Below are 16,945 nucleotides of genomic sequence, written 5' to 3'. Positions count from 1 at the left end.
TGTTATGTTTTGTGTGGTAACTTAATTTTAACAGTAAAGATACCAACATGGATTTTTATTTTCAATTTTTACTGTGCAACTTCATTTTACAATGAACCATTTGATTCAATTGAATTATACTGACGATTATTTTAAAGGTCACATTTGGTATAATCAAAATAATATCAGTTACGGGGGATATGATAATTATAAAACAGCAACTGTTGTTTTAGGCCCTGTAGGAAGGACACAAAAGAAAGCTAAAGAATTCGGTATTGATCTGCAAAAAGACTTTAAAATTGGTGAAAAATCCCTGTTAACAGTAGGTACAGACTATAGACATCAGACATATGATGATGTATTGGCTAAGGGTGAAGCAGGAGAGGGCAAAAAAAGCCGTAACATATATTCAGCTTTTGTACAATTGGATCAAAAATTGAGCAAACAAGACAGTATTATTTTAGGCGGTCGCGGAACTTGGACTGGCGGCGCATTCAATGATCAGAATTATCATAATTTTAGTGGTTCTTTCCAATATTTGCATAAGTTTGATGAAAACAAAAGCTTATTCGCCAAAGCAGCGCAATCTTTTATTATGCCAAGTTTTGGTGAAATGTATCCTGTAGGTCTTTTAGGGGGTTCGCCAAACCCCGATTTAAAACCGGCAAAAGGAACGCATTATGAATTAGGATATAAGGCAGTAAACGGTAAATATACATGGAAAGCCACTTTATTCCATATGAAAGTAAAAGATAATATTAGCGCTGATGTTGTAAAAGGTGGTGGTGGTGCCGTTATTGACTATACATATACAAATAATGATTTTAAAAATACCGGATTTGAAATAGGTGTAGAGTCAAAAGCGTCAAAACACTTGGATTGGAATTTAGCTTTTACGATTCAAAATCCTCAAAATCTTAAAACTACTGACGATCCAAAGAACAAAAAATTCGGCTGGCAGAAAAAGTTTGGCAGATATCAGATTACAGGCGGTGTCAATTACCACATTGGCAAGTTTAGGGCTTCCTTTACCGGAAGTTATGTTGGAAATCGGTACATGAGCCCATCCAATGCTGACTCTTATAAAACCAGACCTTATTTCCTGACTTCGCTAACAGCTGGTTATGCGCCGACCAAGAATCATGAGATTAACCTGATTATTGACAACGTGCTTGACAGACGGGATAATGTCTCTAATACAATGAGCAGTAATGGAGCATACTTCACAACGGGGACCAACTTCCTGCTGAGCTATACTTATAAATTCTGATGATTTTCAATAGCGTTTTTGATTTTGCTATACTACTCTTTATGTGTACAGATTTAGTATTTTGTAATTCTTTAAATTTTTTTTAAGCGGCGTACACTAACGCCGCTTTTTTCTGTTTGACCATACAACAGGTATATATTCTATAATTTATCATCATGGCGTCTCAGTAAAATTATTAGTGCTTGTATTGTTGCATGAGGCTACTGTATGAAAAACCTGATTGTAATTTTAACCAATGTGGAACGGCAGTGCCAGCGACTGAATCAGGCTGTCCGTACATTAAAGGAAGAAAAGCAGATTCATTCGGAATGCGCGAGCCTTTTTTTTAACAGCGAAACCCATTATACGGAAGCGATTGAGCGCACGCTGTTGCGTTCATCTATAGTGTTTTTCCTCTGGCAGGGAGCGGTGTATCCTACAGAGTTCAGCAATGCCTGCAAACGTTTTCTGCAAACACAGCAAAAACGGTTTATCATGGGTTCTTCCACACAGCCGGAGGTGGAAGTAGTTAATGCAATTGAAACAGCGGCGTTGGCACAGGTCAGTCAGTATATTTTTAACAGCGGGACGGATAATTACCGTAACCTGTGGCTGTATCTGTGCGCGGAGTTTGCCGGTGAGAAGGTATCCTATCTGCCGCCCGCTGCCTTCCCCTGGATGGGAGCAGCGGATTTAAGCGGCAGTAAACATGAAAAAACTCTCGGAAGATCTGCAGCCGTTGGACAAGAAGAGGACGCGCGCCCCCTTGTAGGCATCCTGTTTGCCAGGGAGAACTGGATCTGGCAGGAGGTTACCTATTTAAAAGAACTGGTGAGGGTGCTGGAAGCAGAAGGCCTTCGCACGCTTCCGGTCTATTGCCTGTGGTGCGACAATATAGCGGAAAACGCGCCGGGTCTTTCACGTGCAGTTAAAAAGTACTTTTATAAAGACGGGAAATGCATTGTCTCCGCAGTCGTCAACACCTTTAAGATCAGTCTGACTCTCAGCAGCCAGAATGATAAAAACTTTATGAAGGATTTGAACGTTCCGGTACTGCAGGCGTACAACCTGCTTCGGGATTTCGAATCCTGGTGGGAATCCTATACGGGGATGATTCCGGTAGAACTGTCCTGCAATGTAATCCAGCCGGAAATTGACGGCGTCATCCATGGAGGTCCTGTTTCATACAAGGATTCTGACAGGGATGGCATTGCCTGGTATGCACCGTTGCAGGAACGTATCAAAGCCTTTGCCCGCAAGGTAAAAAAATGGGCAGTTCTTTCCTATTTAAATAATGCAGAGAAGCGGATCGCTGTCATCTTCCATAATTATCCTCCCGCTAACGACAGCATCGGCAGCGCTCAGGGACTGGATTCCCCTGCCAGCGTAGTGCTGTTGCTGCGCGCCATGCAGGAAGCGGGGTACAAGATGGATTTTTTGCCGGAAAACGGAAAGGAGCTAATTGACAGGATAACAGCAGGCTTTACCAACGACAGGCGTTTTCTTACGGAAAAACAGATAGAAAAAGCAGCGGGAAGTGTCTTGGCTGAAGAGTATAAGAAGTGGTTTAGTAAACAGGATCCCGTTGTACAAAAAGAGATGACGGCTTCCTGGGGTGAAGCGCCGGGCACCGTGTTTTATCATAACGATGCCCTGTTGATTCCCGGCATCCCCAACGGCAATATTTATATCGGTATGCAGACGCCCAGAGGGTTTGGCGAAGATCTGGGCAAGATCATCCATGACTCTGCCTGTCCGCCAACTCACCATTATCTGGCGTACTACAAATGGCTGCGGGATACCTGGAAAGCAGATGCGGTCATCCATGTGGGGACCCATGGCTCTCTGGAATGGCTGCCGGGCAAAAACGCGGGGCTTTCCGGGAAATGTTACCCGGATGTTGCATTGGGTGACCTGCCAGACATTTATCCTTATTACGTTACGATCGTCGGGGAAGGGATCCAGGCAAAACGGCGGGGCTCCGCCTGCCTTATCGGTCATCTGAACCCGCCAACCGGTCAGGCGGAAGTGTACGAGGATCTGGCAGAACTGGAAAAGCTGTTGGACGAATACGCCCAGTTAAAAGTACAGCAGCCCGGCAGTGAAACGGTTGTGCAGGAAAAGGTGCTGGACAAGATTGCGGTCATGCATCTGGAAGAAGAACTTCCACGGGAAGATTTACCTGCAGATGATTACATATTAAAAGTGCACACCTACGTGGAAAAACTGAAGCATATGCAGATCCGTACGGGACTTCATGTCTTGGGCTCCCCGCCGGAGGGCGAGGCTCTGAAAGAGTTCCTGCTGGTGCTGACCCGCGTGGAAAACGGGGAGATTCCTTCGCTGCCAAAGATAATCTGTTCAGCTTTTGGACAGGATTATTATAAATTGGAAGAAAAGAGCGGGGAAATGCTTCCGGACGGGCAGACCTGTGCACAACTGCTTGACCGGGTGTGGGAAATCTGTACGGATATCGTTGCATACCTGATGGAACACGGGCTGAATGCAGAAGCGGGTAATTCCTTACTGGTTTCAGAGCAGGTGCAAAATTTGCAGTTAGACGCAGAGAATACTGAAAATCTGAAAACGGTTGTAACGTTTATCACGGAGGAACTGGCTCCCAATCTGGCAAAGACGAAACAGGAAATCACGAATACCCTGCGGGCGCTGGACGGAGAGTTCATCGAACCGGGACCGGGAGGCGCTCCTACCAGCGGCCGGGCAGATATCCTGCCCACCGGACGTAATTTTTACGGCGTCGATCCCTACAATATTCCAACACCGGTAGCCTGGGAGATTGGGAAACTGCTTGCGGATCAGGCGGTGAACCGTTTTATCAAAGAAGAAGGGCGCTATCCGGAAAGCATCGGGATGGTCATTTGGTCAGATTCCAATATGCGCAGCAACGGGCAGGATATTGCGGAGTTCTTTTACCTGATGGGGGTGCGGCCGGTCTGGCAGAAAGGCAGCCTGCGTGTAAAGGATCTGGAGGTCATTCCGTTAAAGGAGTTGAAGCGCCCCCGCATTGATGTGACGGCCCGGATCAGCGGTCTGTTCCGGGATACCATGCCTTCCGTGGTAGAAATGATGGAAGAAGCGGTGAACCTGGTGAAAGCGCTGGACGAATCGCCGGAAGAGAATTATATCAAAAAGCATGTGGAACAGGACGCGGCGAATCTGGAAATGGAAGGCGAAGACAAAGAGACGGCTTATGAACAGGCGTCCTGGCGTATCTTCGGCTGCCCGCCAGGAAGTTATGGGGCCGGGGTAGCCCACATGATTGAAGGGAAAAACTGGGAAACGGTCCATGATCTGGCTGAAGTATATGTACGCTGGGGCGCACATGTTTACGGGAAAAACATGCAGGGCAGTTTTTCGCCCCAATTGTTCCGGAAGCGTCTTGCCACAATTGATATTACCATTAAGAACACAGATAATCACGAGGTACATCTGCTGAACTCGGATGACTTCAATGCTTATTGCGGAGGGATGAACGCGGCGGTACACAGCATCCGGGGCAAAATGCCAAAATGTTACATCGGTGACAGTGCGGACCGGGCCAAAGCGGAGACCCGCAGCCTGGGTGAGGAAATACGCCGCGTGTTTCGGGGTGAGAGTATGAACCCCAAATATATCCAGGGCATGAAGAAGCATGGATACAAAGGAGCATCGGATCTGGCAAATCTGGTAGCCCATGCCTATGGCTGGGACTGCACCAGCGAGGTATTGGAAGACTGGATGTATGAAGGCTTTGCAAAAAAACTTGCTTTGGATCCGGAAATGCGGCAGTGGATGAACGAAGTGAACCCCTGGGCACTGCACAGAATGGCGGAAAAACTTCTGGAAGCGGAACAGCGGGGCATGTGGAACGCGTTACCGGAAACAAAGGACGCGCTTCGCAAACTGTATATGGAACTGGAAGGCGAACTGGAAGAACGGGCGGAATAAGGAGGACGATAAGATGTTAGGTTTACCGGAAGAAGAACAGTACCGTTTGCTGTGGGAGAAGTACGGATTATCGGAAGATAAAGCCAGGGCATTAAAAGGAAAAGGTTTTTCCTATTACGACCTGGATAAAGGCTCCATGTATGCCTATGTAGCGCAAAAACCTCTGGAAGATGTGCTGGAGCTGCGAAGGGAAAATCCCTGGATGAAGGTTGAACTGTTGCTGAACATTACGCCGCAGCTTTTGCATGACAGGGACTTGCTGCGTAAGGCCGAATGCGCGGAAAAATGGTGGGGCATCAAAGCGGATCTGGTGTACCGCAAGTTTATGGAAGGCTATCCTATCCACTATATCCGCATGGCTTATATTATTTCACAGCATTCTTCCATGACGGTGGAGGAAATTTTGGAAAAAAGAAAACGTTCTGTCAAATGGGCTGTCTGGGCACAGGAGAATCTTGGCATCGCGCCGGAAGATTTAAAGAGATGGATTAAGGAGATGCCGAATCCTTCCGTAGCCAAAAAAGCAAAATAAAATAATCCCTTTTTTTCTGTCGCTATATAGTATATAATAATTTAATAGAACAGCTTCTCAATAAGAATTCTTTTATTATATAGAGAAAGACAGGGACAACAAATGCAGCAGGAGACGGTCATTCAGCTTCAGGATCTGACAATCGGTTATGAGAATAAGATTATCATCAGCGGCATCAACGCTGACATTCATACGGGCGAGCTAGTTGGTATCATCGGACGTAACGGCGCGGGCAAGAGTACGTTACTGAAAACGATCCGGGGTCTGCTTCCCGCTAAGGCAGGAAAAGTTTTGTATTTTGGCCAGCCTCTTGCTTCCTATGGAGAAAAGGAACTGGCCCGGCGCGTGGCCTACCTGCAGCAAAATGTGGAGACAGGTTTTGGTTATACGGGGCTGGACATTGTGCTGACCGGACGTTATCCCTATATGAAGTGGTGGGAAAGTGAAACGGATGAGGACAAATCCCTGGCCCGGGACTGTATGTCTTATACAGGCACACTGGATTTGGCGGAACGTCCGGTGACAGAAGTTTCCGGCGGTCAGAAGCAGCGCATCCTGCTTGCCAAGGTGCTGGCCCAGCAGACGCCGGTGCTGTTTCTGGATGAACCGACGACCGGGCTGGACATGGTATACCGGGAAGAAATATTCCGGTTTGCCAGGGAATTGGCCAATATGGGCAAGACCATTTTGATGGTAATCCATGAGCTTGATCTGGCTGCGGCTTATTGCAGCCGCATCTTTCTGCTGGGTGAAGGAAAACTGCTGGCCGACGGCTGTCCCGACGAAGTTTTTACAGAAGAGCTGCTGAGCCGTGCCTATGAAGCGGACATTATAGTAGGAAAGAATCCGAAAAGTGGGCGGCTGGAGATAACGACGCGGGAAAATTCCCAGGCAAAAGAAAAGGAAAAAGATTTACTGAAGAAGATTTGTGTGCAACAACAGACAGGACGGAATTTTGGATGAAACGGCTCATTACTCTGCTGGTTTTCATATTTTTTCTGTTACAGGTAACTGCCGGATTTGCAGGCAGGCAGTTAGACGCGGTATACCCGTACAGTCTGGAAAAACAGCTGATTCGTACTGTAACCGGCCGCAGCACGCTGCCGCTTTATGTTAACTTAACAAGCTATGATATACCCCGCATGCAACAGGCAGAAGTTTCTGTAAAGCTGCCTGAGGGGTTCTCTGCATTGCCGAAGGAAGGCTGGCAGATTTATAAAGGCGGTGCGTCCGCGCACTGGCAGACAGAGGCCTGGTACGGCCAGAATTTTGATTTGTTGTATCTGCAGGCGGATGAAGGCGCGGTGTCCGGTACGAAAGAAATTGAGATTACTGTGGCCGGAAACGGGTGGGAAGAAAGAAAAAACATTAATTTCACTTATGACGCGGCAGGGGAAACGATCGGGCAGCCGCAGCCGGAGAGCAGGAAACCGGACAAGGCGAAGTTTAACTGGTATATCCAGTCGGTTTCGCTTCCGGTAGATGTTTATGGCCGTCGTGACGACAGGGCGGAAAACGGTGTTGTGTATGTGCGGGATACTACGTTTGAAAGTTTCCGCAACCGGATGAAAGGCGACGGGGCTACCAACTGGTCTGCGGTTTTCAATCATCCGGCAACCTTTCTGCTGCTGGATATGCGCAATCCCCAGCGGGATATCCGCGTCCTGAAATTTAAGGCACAGCTGCTGGACCGGGTCAGCGGGCAGGTTATAGAAGGCCTGATTACAGCCGGGACAACCAATCATGATACGGGTGAAGGCTGGGCCGGCAAAACCGGGGAGGGCGCGGAAACAACAGCGCTTATCTCTCTGGACGGCAAAAAGTCGCAGGCGTTTATCCTGCCTTTGTATGTAGATTATTTTACAATTCTGGAAGGGGATTATACATTACGGGTCACTGTCAGCGGCGGTGACCAGCAGAAAATACAGGAGGTCCCTCTGACGATAGCCCGGAAACACAGTCTGGGATTGTTTGCGGTGGGATTTGCTTTTGTATGCTTTTTAATCACGCTGCTGCTGTTACTGCGCCTGAAACAGTGTGTGTTTTCCATCGGCGCCAAAGGCGCCATAACGGTAGCTTTGTTTGCTGCGATTTCTTTTGGCGGCATCGCATTGCCTTCAACCATTTTGGGTGATCTGGTCCATGCCCTGCTGGGACCTTTTTCCGGTCTGGTCACCGGACTCCTGAGCGGCATTATGCAGTACCTGCTGATTGTTTCGCTGTTGGTTCTGTACCGTAAGCCCGGTGTGCTTACGTTGTTATATGTACTGAAATTTATGCTTTCCGGGATTATGTTTGGGCATTTTTCACCGATTGGGGTGCTGAGCACCTCCGTATACATCGTGGTGACGGAATTCCTGCTATGGGTAAGCGGCTTCTATAAAAAGGAAAACCTGGACACGAAATATATGTTTTTTGTTGCCCTCGTATTAGGTCTGGGTGATGCCCTGATTACGTTTGTGAATTTTGAACAGATGATGTTCTTTTACCGTTTGTATTACGCGGACTGGTTCCTCGCCATGTATATGCTGGTAAACGGATTGCTGTACAGCAGCATCGGCAGCTGGATCGGCTTTAAGACCGGGACCAAACTGCGCCAGGTCGTCAGCGAATAGGAGGATGGCATGTTACATATAGATGATGTATCCTATCGTTACCAGAGCCGTAATACCTGGACGCTGAAGCATATCGACCTTAAGATGGAACAGGGGGAGATGGTCCTGTTGGCCGGCCGCAGCGGCTGCGGCAAGTCGACGCTGATCAAAATCATCAGCGGTCTGGTGTCGGAAGACGGTCAGGGAACACTGAAAGGAAGGATTTTATTAGACGGTCAGGATATTACCTTCTGGCCGCCGGAAAAAATCGGCCTGCTGGCAGGTACGGTATACCAGAGTCCGGATGACCAGTTGTTTGCCATGACGGTGGAAGACGAGGCCGGCTTTGCCCTGGAGAACCAGGGAGCGGAACCGGAAACGATTCGGAAAGAAGTGGCGGAGACTTTACGTCGTGTGGGGTTAAAAGGCTATGAAAAATACAGTATCCACCAGCTTTCCGGCGGACAGCGGCAGCGTCTGGCGCTGGCTTCCATTTTAATCACGAAACCGCGCCTGCTGATTTTGGACGAACCGGTAAGTCAGATGAATCCCCAGGGCGTGCAGGTGTTTATGGAATTGTTGCTTGACCTGAACAGGGATGAAAACATTTCCATTTTGATGATAGAACACAGGGTCAATGAGCTGGCCAGGTATTTTAACCGTCTTGCGGTCATGAAAGACGGGGAAATATTATATGATGGGGCCATGGATGAGGCCTGGCCGTTTTTGACGGATAAACCGGACCTGGGTCTGCGGGAACCTCAAAGTGTAAAGCTGGGGCGTTTGCTTCATTTATCCCATCTGACTTCCGACAAAAATGAAACAGCGGAGATGATTTGCAAAGAGTGCGAGATAGACAGGTTTTGCAAACAGCAGCAAAAGGCAGAACAAGCTTCCGCGAATCCACTGGTCAGGGCAGAAAGCATACGGTTCCGTTATCCGGGCGTGGAAGAAGATACGCTGCGGGGTCTGGACTTCATTTTGCAGGAAGGGCAGATAACCGCCATGATGGGATTTAACGGCGCCGGAAAATCTACCTTATTAAATTTGCTGGGAGGACTTACGGAACCTTCCGGGGGAACGCTGCTGCTGAATGGGATTCCTGTCCAGAAAGCCCTGGGAAAGGTGGGCTATCTCCTCCAGGAAGCGGATCTCATGCTGCTGGCGGATACGGTTACGGAAGAACTGGCCTGGAAAAACCGGGGAATGACGCCGGAAAAGATCGCTGTCATGCTGGAACAGCTGAATCTGACTTTATACGCGCAGGATTTTCCGCTGGCTTTAAGCAAGGGGCAGCGGTTGCGGGTCGTGTTAGGAGCCATGCTGGCCAAGGAGCCGCGTTTATTGCTGCTGGATGAGCCTACTACCGGGCAGGATGAAAGCAGTCTTTCTGAAATCAAAAAACTGCTGTTGGATTTTAAAAATAATGGGGGAAGCGTCTTTATCTGTACCCATGATATAGAGCTTGCGTCCCAGATTGCGGACCGGGTGATGCTTTTGGAGCAGGGGAAGATTGTGGCGGACGGACCGGCGGATGAAATCTTATGCGACCGGAAACTTCTGCTGCAAAGCGGGCTGACGGTCCCGGCAGTGCTGGATATTGCGGAACGTTTGGGGATTCCTCCCTGCGTCTCGGAAAAGGAGGTAAGCCATTATGTCCATGCATCAGTTGTGGGAAGGAACTGATGCGAGGTTCTGGGCGCGTGAAATTAACGGGCGGACCAAGCTGATCATACTGTTTTTATTTGCGGTTCTGATGATTACGGTAGATAATCCCCGCACCCTGTTTGTATTATTTATGGTAACATTGCTGCTGCATCTGGCGGCGGGAACTTCTTTCTATAAATGGAAAGTGATGGCGGTTTTGCTGATGCTTGGCCTTTGGGGCAGCATGGTGAGCCAGGCCCTGTTCTTTTCCCAGTCCCCACGTACGGCTTTGTTTGTGCTCATTCCCCCGGATTCCTCTCTGTTGGGGGAGATAACGGGCGGCTTGTTTATCTATCGTGAAGGCATCTTATACGGAGCGGTGCAGGGGTTGCGTGCGGCATCCATGCTTTCATTGGGGCTTCTGGTCTGCTGGACCAGCGATCCCCGGCAGTTGCTGAATGCGCTGCTGGCCTGGCGTCTGCCTCCCCAGGTTGCGTTTATGCTGGTGACGGCGATCCGGTTCCTGCCGGTGCTGGCAGCGGAAACGGGAGAGATTATTACGGCCCTGCAGCTTCGCAGTGAAACCCAGAGGGGGCGTACCGCAATAGTGCAGCATATTCCTTATATCGCAAAGCCTTTGTTGGCACGCTGTCTACGCAGGGCGCAGACGCTGGCGCTGTCCGTGGTCAGCCGGGGCTTTTTCTCGGCTAAAGTATCTCAGATCCGCCAGTCCTGGAAAACAGCGGAACAGGCCGGCTGTATTGTGTTTTTCCTGTTCACCCTGGCAGTGGTGGGCAGCAAGCTTTGTTATGTGTTGTCTGAACAGGGGCTGTATTTTGGGGTGCTCCGGAAAATTTATGATATATCCAAGATGTATTTGTAAGTATCTTCAGGTGGCTTATGGGTAAGAAAATCAAGAGTTTACTGATTCTGTTTCTGTTTGCCTTGTCTTGCTGCGCCTTGTTCTGGCTTACCGGCAGCCGGACTCCCTGGACTGTTTTCCAAAGCATCCGGGGAAAGGACGGGGTAAGTGTATTTCTGGGCGACATGCCTGCGGAGAACTATGACCGTATGGGCTTCACCAGAGCGCAGATACTCTACGTGGGTGCAGAGGATGCCTGGCTGGTGGGAACGGACAAGGGAGAACTGTTTTTGTTCGATATGACAGGAAAGCAGTTATGGAAACGTTCCCTGGGTATCGGAAAACTGGTATCCCTGGCTTTGACGGGAGACGGAAAGCTGGCCTATGTGGGGGAACACAGTGCGGACGGCAATTTATACGCGGTTAATGTGCACACAGGCGATATCGAATGGAAACACAAAGCGGCCGATTATATCGGTGTGGATTCGCAGAACCGGTCCCTGCCGGCTCCGGTCCACATCGCAGTGGATAAAGCAGGGAATGCTTTCGTAAACATGTACCGGTTCGTTATGAATAAAGATGGCAGGCGCGGTTATAATGGACGGATGATAGCTCTTGATCCGCAGGGAAAGTTTTTATGGAAGTTCCCAAAGGACGAGACTATTGACAGCTGGATCAACTGGTGTGATGTCAGCGACGGAACGGGAAGGGTTGTCATAGCTACCAGCGCCTACGATTTTCATCCCGATATGAAATATAAAAAGACCCTGTATATCATTGATAAACATGACGGTTCTGTTTTAAACGAGACCTTTGTTAATCCGGTGAAACCTTTTAACAATACAGTGCTGCGGGGCAGCCCTACCTTTTCCGCGGATGGGGAGTATCTGGCAGGGACCGGCAGTGACGGGCGCGGTTTCCTGTTTGACAAAAACGGAAACGTTGTCTGGTGGCGTTTTCTCTCAAAACCAGCGAAAGTGGACGGATCCTGGATCAATGCTTCCGGACGGGACGGGTATATAAGGCCGGAGGGCGTTATTTTTTCCACCATCAATACATTTAACAGGGAAAACTGGCAATTGCCTACCCCGGTGGAACATCCCAGCAACAACAGCCTCTTTGTGTTTAAACTGGACGGGACTTACAGATATCAGTATCGCGCTCTGGGCACGATTGAAAATATTGACTTTGCTTCGGAAAAACTGGCGGCCTGTTCGGTGGGACGCAATGTGAGGACCCATGATTACAGTGCGCACGGAGCTTTGCTTCTGAATCTGGAAAACGGAAAGAAAGAACGCTTTTTCCATACGGAGGGTCCCTGTCAGGCTGCAGCCATCAGCCATGACGGGAAAAAGATGGCTGGCGTGGAAGCGCCGGCCATGACGCCGGAAGGGAAACTGATCGGATCGTACCGGTTGCATATATGGGATTTGCGGACAGGGAGCTGACCGTTATGCTAAAATCATTATTTACATATTATAAGCCGTACAGGCGGACCGTTTGGGCGCTGTTGCTTCTTTCGCTTTTTTCCGCAGCGCTGGATCTGGTTTTCCCGATGCTGGTACGTCATATTATGGATGTGGAACTACCGGGAAAAAATATCGAAAATATTTTCCGTATGATCGTCATTCTCTTCGTGCTGTACTGTGTCAGCTTTGTCTTATCCTATATTGTGCAGTATAAAGGGACACTGGTTTCTGTTGACATGGAAAATGATATGCGGCAGGATCTTTTCCGGCATCTGGAAAAGATGTCTTTCCGTTATTTTGACGATAATAAAACCGGCCAGCTGCTGTCACGTATCACCACAGATCTGACGGAGATCGGGGAACTGACTTTCAAGGGGCCTAATGACGTCCTCATCTGTTCCATAACCATGTTGGGAACCATTGCCATTCTGATCTGGATGAATCCGGTGCTGGCATCGTTTATTGTACTGCTGCTTGTTGCGAAAACCGTACATACTGTCTACATTAACCGCAAAATGAAACAGCGGTTCCGGGCCAACCGTGTGTTATACGGTGATGTGTCCGCACAGGTTACGGAAGATTTGAACGGGATCCGGCTGATCAAGGCTTTCGCCCTGGAGGAACAGGAGGCCGGACGCTTTGCAGAGAAGTGTGATACGTATATTGCCGGCCGGCGTAAGTCGACACGTCTGGTAGCTTATTTTTCCGGAAGTGTAGCCTTTTTCAGCAATCTGATCAATGTGGTGATGATGGGCGTGGGCGGCTGGATGATTGCCACAGACAGGTTAAAACTCAGTGATTTTGTAGCCTTTTTGTTATACGTGAACCTCTTTATGAAACCGCTGCTGCGCCTGACTGTGTTTGCGGAAATGTATCAGCGCGGCATGGCCGGTTTTTCCCGGTTTTATGAAATCATGCAGATTGAACCGGAGATTCAGGACGCTCCGGATGCTGTTGAATGTAAGGACGTGAAAGGCGAGATCGTTTTTGATAATGTCAGCTTCAGCTACGGAAACGGAGTGGTTCTCAGGAATCTGACCCTGACGGTAAAGCCCGGGGAAAAAATTGCGTTTGTAGGGGAAACCGGAGCAGGCAAAACTACCGTTGCCAGCCTGTTGCTTCGCTTTTATGAACCGCAGCAGGGGAGGATTTTGCTGGATGGCAGGGATATACGGGAATACACGCAGCAGTCCCTGCGCCGGGCTATCGGTCTGGTCCAGCAGGATGTCTTTCTGTTTTCTGATTCTGTGAATTATAATATTTCTTACGGTAACGCTTCCGTCAGTCATGCAGATATAAAAAAAGCAGCCTGCCTGGCTGCTGCGGAAGAGTTTATAGAAAAACTTCCGGAAAAGTATGAAACATGTATCGGCGAACGGGGAGTGAAGCTCTCCGGCGGACAGAAACAACGTATTGCCATTGCCAGAGCCTTTCTCAAAAACCCGCCTGTCCTTGTGCTGGATGAAGCAACTTCTTCCTTAGATACCGCAACGGAAAAAATCGTGCAGGAATCACTGGAAAAACTGTCCGCGAACCGGACGACCATTACCATTGCCCACAGACTTTCTACAATAGTTAATGCTGACAGGATTTTTGTGCTCCGGGACGGCATCGTGGCAGAAACCGGGACCCATGAACAGCTGATGTACAAAAACGGGATATATAAAAAGCTTTATGAGCTAAGCGAGAAATAAATACAACGCTGATGAATTGTTTTTGCGCAATACATTCGAATTGATAAGTGTTCCCTGAAGAAACGCAACGCATTTGTGTTGGCATAAATGCCGCTTAAATCCGCTTTCTTTCAACAGTCTCTTTGTAAAGTTTTTCCCGTTGGGCAGAATTTGTAAAATTCTTCAGTTTGCAATACACGATGCGACGGACAGAGGTATCAATATCTGCCTGGGAAAGTTTTCCGTCTTTTACAGCCTGCAAGGTGCTGCTATAGATACGTTGTTGTATCTCCGGGTTATGACAGCTTAGCAGAATATCTGTTCCGGCCTGAATGGCAACGACGCCGATTTGTTCCGGTGTATAGCCTTCGCTGACGGCGCCCATATCCAGATCGTCGGTGATGACGATGCCCTGATAACCCAGCTGGCTCCGCAGCATTTGTTTCAGGATGACAGGCGAAAGGCTGGCAGGTTTTGTATCAAAGGCAGGGTAGCGGATATGGCCAGCCATCACCATGAACTCGTGGTGCGGATACTGGTCGATGATGTTCCGGAAAGGCAGCAGGTCTTCCTGTAAAATGGTCTGCCGGGGTACATTCACTACAGACTGATCAGTATGAGGATCGGTTTCGCTGCGTCCCATGCCGGGGAAATGTTTGACGGTAAACAGAACACCGCTGTCCCGTAAACCGCGGCAGGCTTGTTCCCCGAAAGCTGTAACCTGCTGCGGTGTAGTTCCGTAGGAACGTCCGTGCATGCGGCTGCTGATGTCTAACACCGGAGCAAAATCAAGATTGAAACCCAGTTCGTGAATATCTTTTCCGGTATTGTTTGCATGGTTGTATGCGTCTTCCGGTTTGCCTGCTGCACCGATTTCAGCAGCGGCAGGCGCCGTATAGGCATGCTGCTTCATGCGGGTGACGAGGCCTCCTTCCTGATCTACCGAAAGGAAGAGGGGAAGGGCGTATTTGTTCAGAACGAGATTACGCAGAGAGGCGTTTAATGCTTTTACCTGTTCCCTGTTTTCCATGTTCCGGTCAAACAGGATGACGCCGCCTGCATGCATAGAGGAAAGTGTGTTTTTTGTGGTTTCCGTAAGTGTGGTTCCATGAATCCCCACAAACATCATCTGGCCGATTTTTTCTTCCAGCGTGAGTTTGTCTGTGACGGCAGAAGCCATCTGCCTGAGACCATGCTCCGTGGCCCAGGTTTCAACAGACGGTTGCGTATCGTTTGACTGAATGTTTCCTTTTTCTGCGGCGCTGCAGCCGCAAATCAGAAATAAAACAAGTAACAATATGTTTACTGCTGAAAATTTCTTTTTCATTATTACATACCTGCTCTCCAAATATATTGCAATTACTCTCATTATATCATAATATTATAGCATAAGCTCCCGGGAATTACCGCCTGTAAAGATGGTATGTCAGTTTTGGAGGTAAGCGATATGAAACTGTGGAAATATTATCTCCTGTCATGTGTAAGCGGATTATTGACACTTATGTTTTCTGTGGGCGGCGCTCTGGCGTTTGTAACGTATATTAGCAGTTCTTCTACTGTAGACGGAATTATGCGCAAGGGTCACATGAGCGTGATGGAATTTATCCTGCCCCTGTTTCTGATTGGTATCGTCTGTTTTATCCTCTATCTTTGTGTTTCACTTTTTTGCATCTTCCGTAAACTTCGGACAGAAGAGCACCGTGTACTGCATTTTTTGCTGAATCTGATTCTGTATCTGGCAACGGCGGTGGGAACGGTACCTTTATTGATACTGTTGTTTAATTAGGAAATTGACTTTTACATAGATTTTTACTATAATTTATTTAACAAAGTAAATAGTAGAGTTTTTGGACTTGTGTAACTCTCTGTGATAATAATTGATGGCAGAGACTCTTTCGTCAACATTTTTTCTCTGACTGGCTTCGACGATGTTAGAAAGGACGGGCGCCATGGGCGAAAAGTTTAAAACTTTTATTTCCTGTACAAAAGAAGACAACATGAAGTTGCTTGCGTTTGTAATTGTGTTGCTTGCCATCATTGCATTCTTTGGCTGGTAATGACAATGTGTTTTTTGTGAATTATGCAATTTATCTATACAATATATTGTAGATTTGTGTTATAATATATTAGTAGTGGCGTTTTGTCTGATTTTGTTTTCGGTCTTTTTATAATTTGTAGATTGATTCTGCAAATCCGGACAAGCGTTTTCCGGTTTGCGGGGATTCTGTAAAATGGTTTTGAAAAATAACAATTTTGACTGCGAAGGTGTGATTTCATGAAAAAATCAAAGCCTGGTATTTTTGTATATATGTTAGCCTATCTTGCGATTCTGATGCGCTGGATGCGCCAGAGCACGCTGGGCAAAGTGGTGACGGCGGGCCTTTTGATTGTGCTCGTCAGCGGTACATACAATCATTTGAGTGCGGCTCCTTTTTTTGCGGATAATGCCCAGCCCAAACTGACAGAGACAGAGAAGATTGAGCAAAAGGGGCAGGAAGAGATTGCCAAAAAGGCAGAAGTGCAGAAACTGAAAGTGGAAGAGGCCAAGGCGTTGGCCCAGCCTGTGACGAGCCACACTTACAGTTTGGTTATCACGAAAAGCGCATACCGGATTTCCCTGTTGGATAACGGGACTCCGATTAAGGAATATAACTGTGCGGTAGGCCGTAATCCGGGACAGAAGACTAAAACGGGTGACTCAAGGACTCCCGTGGGGACCTTTAAAGTAGAATCAATCAATCCTTCTTCCGACTGGGTGTCTGATGAAGACGGCAAGGGGGCTTATGGACCTTGGTTCATTACCCTTGATACCCGTGAGCTGAGCAAGGGCGAGTGGAACGGTATTGGCATTTCCGGCACGAACAAACCGGAAGGACTGGGAAGGGCTTCTTCAGCTGGCAGTATCCGGGTACGGAACAGCGATATTGAAGAAATCAAAAAGTTCGTGAAGGTCGGCACGGTCGTTACGATCAAAGAGTGATAAGCAGGCAAA

General features: G+C 48.2%; 13 protein-coding genes. 12 read left to right on the top strand and 1 reads right to left on the bottom strand.

Features of this window, described 5'->3' with window-relative positions:
* The first annotated feature begins 73 nt into the window (after nt 1-73).
* The 9 genes from QZV31_RS10285 to QZV31_RS10245 all read left to right on the top strand — a co-directional run bounded on the left by QZV31_RS10285 (nt 74) and on the right by QZV31_RS10245 (nt 13,974).
* Nucleotides 74-1,249, top strand: a complete 1,176-nt coding sequence (locus QZV31_RS10285) for a TonB-dependent receptor (protein ID WP_366508714.1) — start codon at nt 74-76, stop codon at nt 1,247-1,249.
* A gap of 207 nt (nt 1,250-1,456) precedes the next feature.
* Nucleotides 1,457-5,176, top strand: coding sequence for a cobaltochelatase subunit CobN (gene cobN, locus QZV31_RS10280; RefSeq protein WP_295360265.1), 3,720 nt, complete (start codon nt 1,457-1,459; stop codon nt 5,174-5,176).
* A gap of 13 nt (nt 5,177-5,189) precedes the next feature.
* On the top strand, nt 5,190-5,708 hold the full coding sequence (locus QZV31_RS10275; protein ID WP_295360261.1) for a hypothetical protein: 519 nt from the start codon (nt 5,190-5,192) through the stop codon (nt 5,706-5,708).
* Nucleotides 5,709-5,810: 102 nt separating this feature from the next.
* Nucleotides 5,811-6,671, top strand: coding sequence for an ABC transporter ATP-binding protein (locus QZV31_RS10270; RefSeq protein ID WP_295360258.1), 861 nt, complete (start codon nt 5,811-5,813; stop codon nt 6,669-6,671).
* Entirely contained in the window at nt 6,668-8,323 is a 1,656-nt protein-coding gene (locus tag QZV31_RS10265) for a hypothetical protein (protein ID WP_295360255.1), read from the top strand. The genes QZV31_RS10270 and QZV31_RS10265 overlap by 4 nt, the downstream gene beginning before the upstream one ends.
* A gap of 9 nt (nt 8,324-8,332) precedes the next feature.
* Nucleotides 8,333-9,988 (top strand): ABC transporter ATP-binding protein, encoded by a 1,656-nt coding sequence (locus tag QZV31_RS10260; RefSeq protein ID WP_295360252.1) that lies wholly within the window; start codon nt 8,333-8,335, stop codon nt 9,986-9,988.
* Nucleotides 9,957-10,832: an energy-coupling factor transporter transmembrane component T gene (locus QZV31_RS10255; RefSeq protein WP_295360248.1), complete on the top strand. Its 876-nt coding sequence runs from the start codon at nt 9,957-9,959 to the stop codon at nt 10,830-10,832. Before QZV31_RS10260 ends, QZV31_RS10255 begins: the two co-directional genes overlap by 32 nt.
* A gap of 17 nt (nt 10,833-10,849) precedes the next feature.
* Nucleotides 10,850-12,259 carry a PQQ-binding-like beta-propeller repeat protein gene (locus QZV31_RS10250; protein ID WP_295360245.1) on the top strand — a complete coding sequence of 470 codons (1,410 nt, stop codon included), beginning with the start codon at nt 10,850-10,852 and terminating at the stop codon, nt 12,257-12,259.
* Nucleotides 12,260-12,264: 5 nt separating this feature from the next.
* Nucleotides 12,265-13,974 carry an ABC transporter ATP-binding protein gene (locus tag QZV31_RS10245; RefSeq protein ID WP_295360242.1) on the top strand — a complete coding sequence of 570 codons (1,710 nt, stop codon included), beginning with the start codon at nt 12,265-12,267 and terminating at the stop codon, nt 13,972-13,974.
* A gap of 94 nt (nt 13,975-14,068) precedes the next feature.
* Here the strand turns inward: QZV31_RS10245 and nagZ are convergent, their stop codons facing one another.
* A complete protein-coding gene (gene nagZ, locus QZV31_RS10240) occupies nt 14,069-15,280 on the bottom strand; it encodes a beta-N-acetylhexosaminidase (protein WP_295360239.1) in 1,212 nt (403 codons plus the stop codon).
* A 120-nt stretch (nt 15,281-15,400) separates the two neighbouring features.
* On the opposite strand from nagZ, the gene QZV31_RS10235 reads away from it, so the two are divergent.
* From QZV31_RS10235 to QZV31_RS10225, 3 genes are all read left to right on the top strand, one after another.
* A complete protein-coding gene (locus tag QZV31_RS10235) occupies nt 15,401-15,739 on the top strand; it encodes a hypothetical protein (protein ID WP_295360235.1) in 339 nt (112 codons plus the stop codon).
* A gap of 142 nt (nt 15,740-15,881) precedes the next feature.
* On the top strand, nt 15,882-16,010 hold the full coding sequence (locus QZV31_RS10230; RefSeq protein WP_295360233.1) for a hypothetical protein: 129 nt from the start codon (nt 15,882-15,884) through the stop codon (nt 16,008-16,010).
* A gap of 218 nt (nt 16,011-16,228) precedes the next feature.
* Nucleotides 16,229-16,933: a L,D-transpeptidase gene (locus tag QZV31_RS10225; RefSeq protein WP_295360230.1), complete on the top strand. Its 705-nt coding sequence runs from the start codon at nt 16,229-16,231 to the stop codon at nt 16,931-16,933.
* Nucleotides 16,934-16,945 lie beyond the last annotated feature (12 nt).

This window comes from uncultured Succiniclasticum sp. (assembly GCF_902793885.1).
GTDB lineage: Bacteria > Bacillota > Negativicutes > Acidaminococcales > Acidaminococcaceae > Succiniclasticum.
The sequence above is the reverse complement of the archived record's forward strand: the minus strand, read 5'-3'. Positions and strand labels throughout refer to the sequence as shown.

What these genes read in the sequence shown, in the direction of transcription:
- cobN (WP_295360265.1), top strand. Translation starts at nt 1,457, where the DNA reads ATGAAAAACCTGATTGTAATTTTAACCAATGTGGAACGGCAGTGCCAG.
- QZV31_RS10275 (WP_295360261.1), top strand. Translation starts at nt 5,190, where the DNA reads ATGTTAGGTTTACCGGAAGAAGAACAGTACCGTTTGCTGTGGGAGAAG.
- QZV31_RS10270 (WP_295360258.1), top strand. Translation starts at nt 5,811, where the DNA reads ATGCAGCAGGAGACGGTCATTCAGCTTCAGGATCTGACAATCGGTTAT.
- QZV31_RS10265 (WP_295360255.1), top strand. Translation starts at nt 6,668, where the DNA reads ATGAAACGGCTCATTACTCTGCTGGTTTTCATATTTTTTCTGTTACAG.
- QZV31_RS10260 (WP_295360252.1), top strand. Translation starts at nt 8,333, where the DNA reads ATGTTACATATAGATGATGTATCCTATCGTTACCAGAGCCGTAATACC.
- QZV31_RS10255 (WP_295360248.1), top strand. Translation starts at nt 9,957, where the DNA reads ATGTCCATGCATCAGTTGTGGGAAGGAACTGATGCGAGGTTCTGGGCG.
- QZV31_RS10250 (WP_295360245.1), top strand. Translation starts at nt 10,850, where the DNA reads ATGGGTAAGAAAATCAAGAGTTTACTGATTCTGTTTCTGTTTGCCTTG.
- QZV31_RS10245 (WP_295360242.1), top strand. Translation starts at nt 12,265, where the DNA reads ATGCTAAAATCATTATTTACATATTATAAGCCGTACAGGCGGACCGTT.
- nagZ (WP_295360239.1), bottom strand. Translation starts at nt 15,280, where the DNA reads ATGAAAAAGAAATTTTCAGCAGTAAACATATTGTTACTTGTTTTATTT.
- QZV31_RS10235 (WP_295360235.1), top strand. Translation starts at nt 15,401, where the DNA reads ATGAAACTGTGGAAATATTATCTCCTGTCATGTGTAAGCGGATTATTG.
- QZV31_RS10230 (WP_295360233.1), top strand. Translation starts at nt 15,882, where the DNA reads ATGTTAGAAAGGACGGGCGCCATGGGCGAAAAGTTTAAAACTTTTATT.
- QZV31_RS10225 (WP_295360230.1), top strand. Translation starts at nt 16,229, where the DNA reads ATGAAAAAATCAAAGCCTGGTATTTTTGTATATATGTTAGCCTATCTT.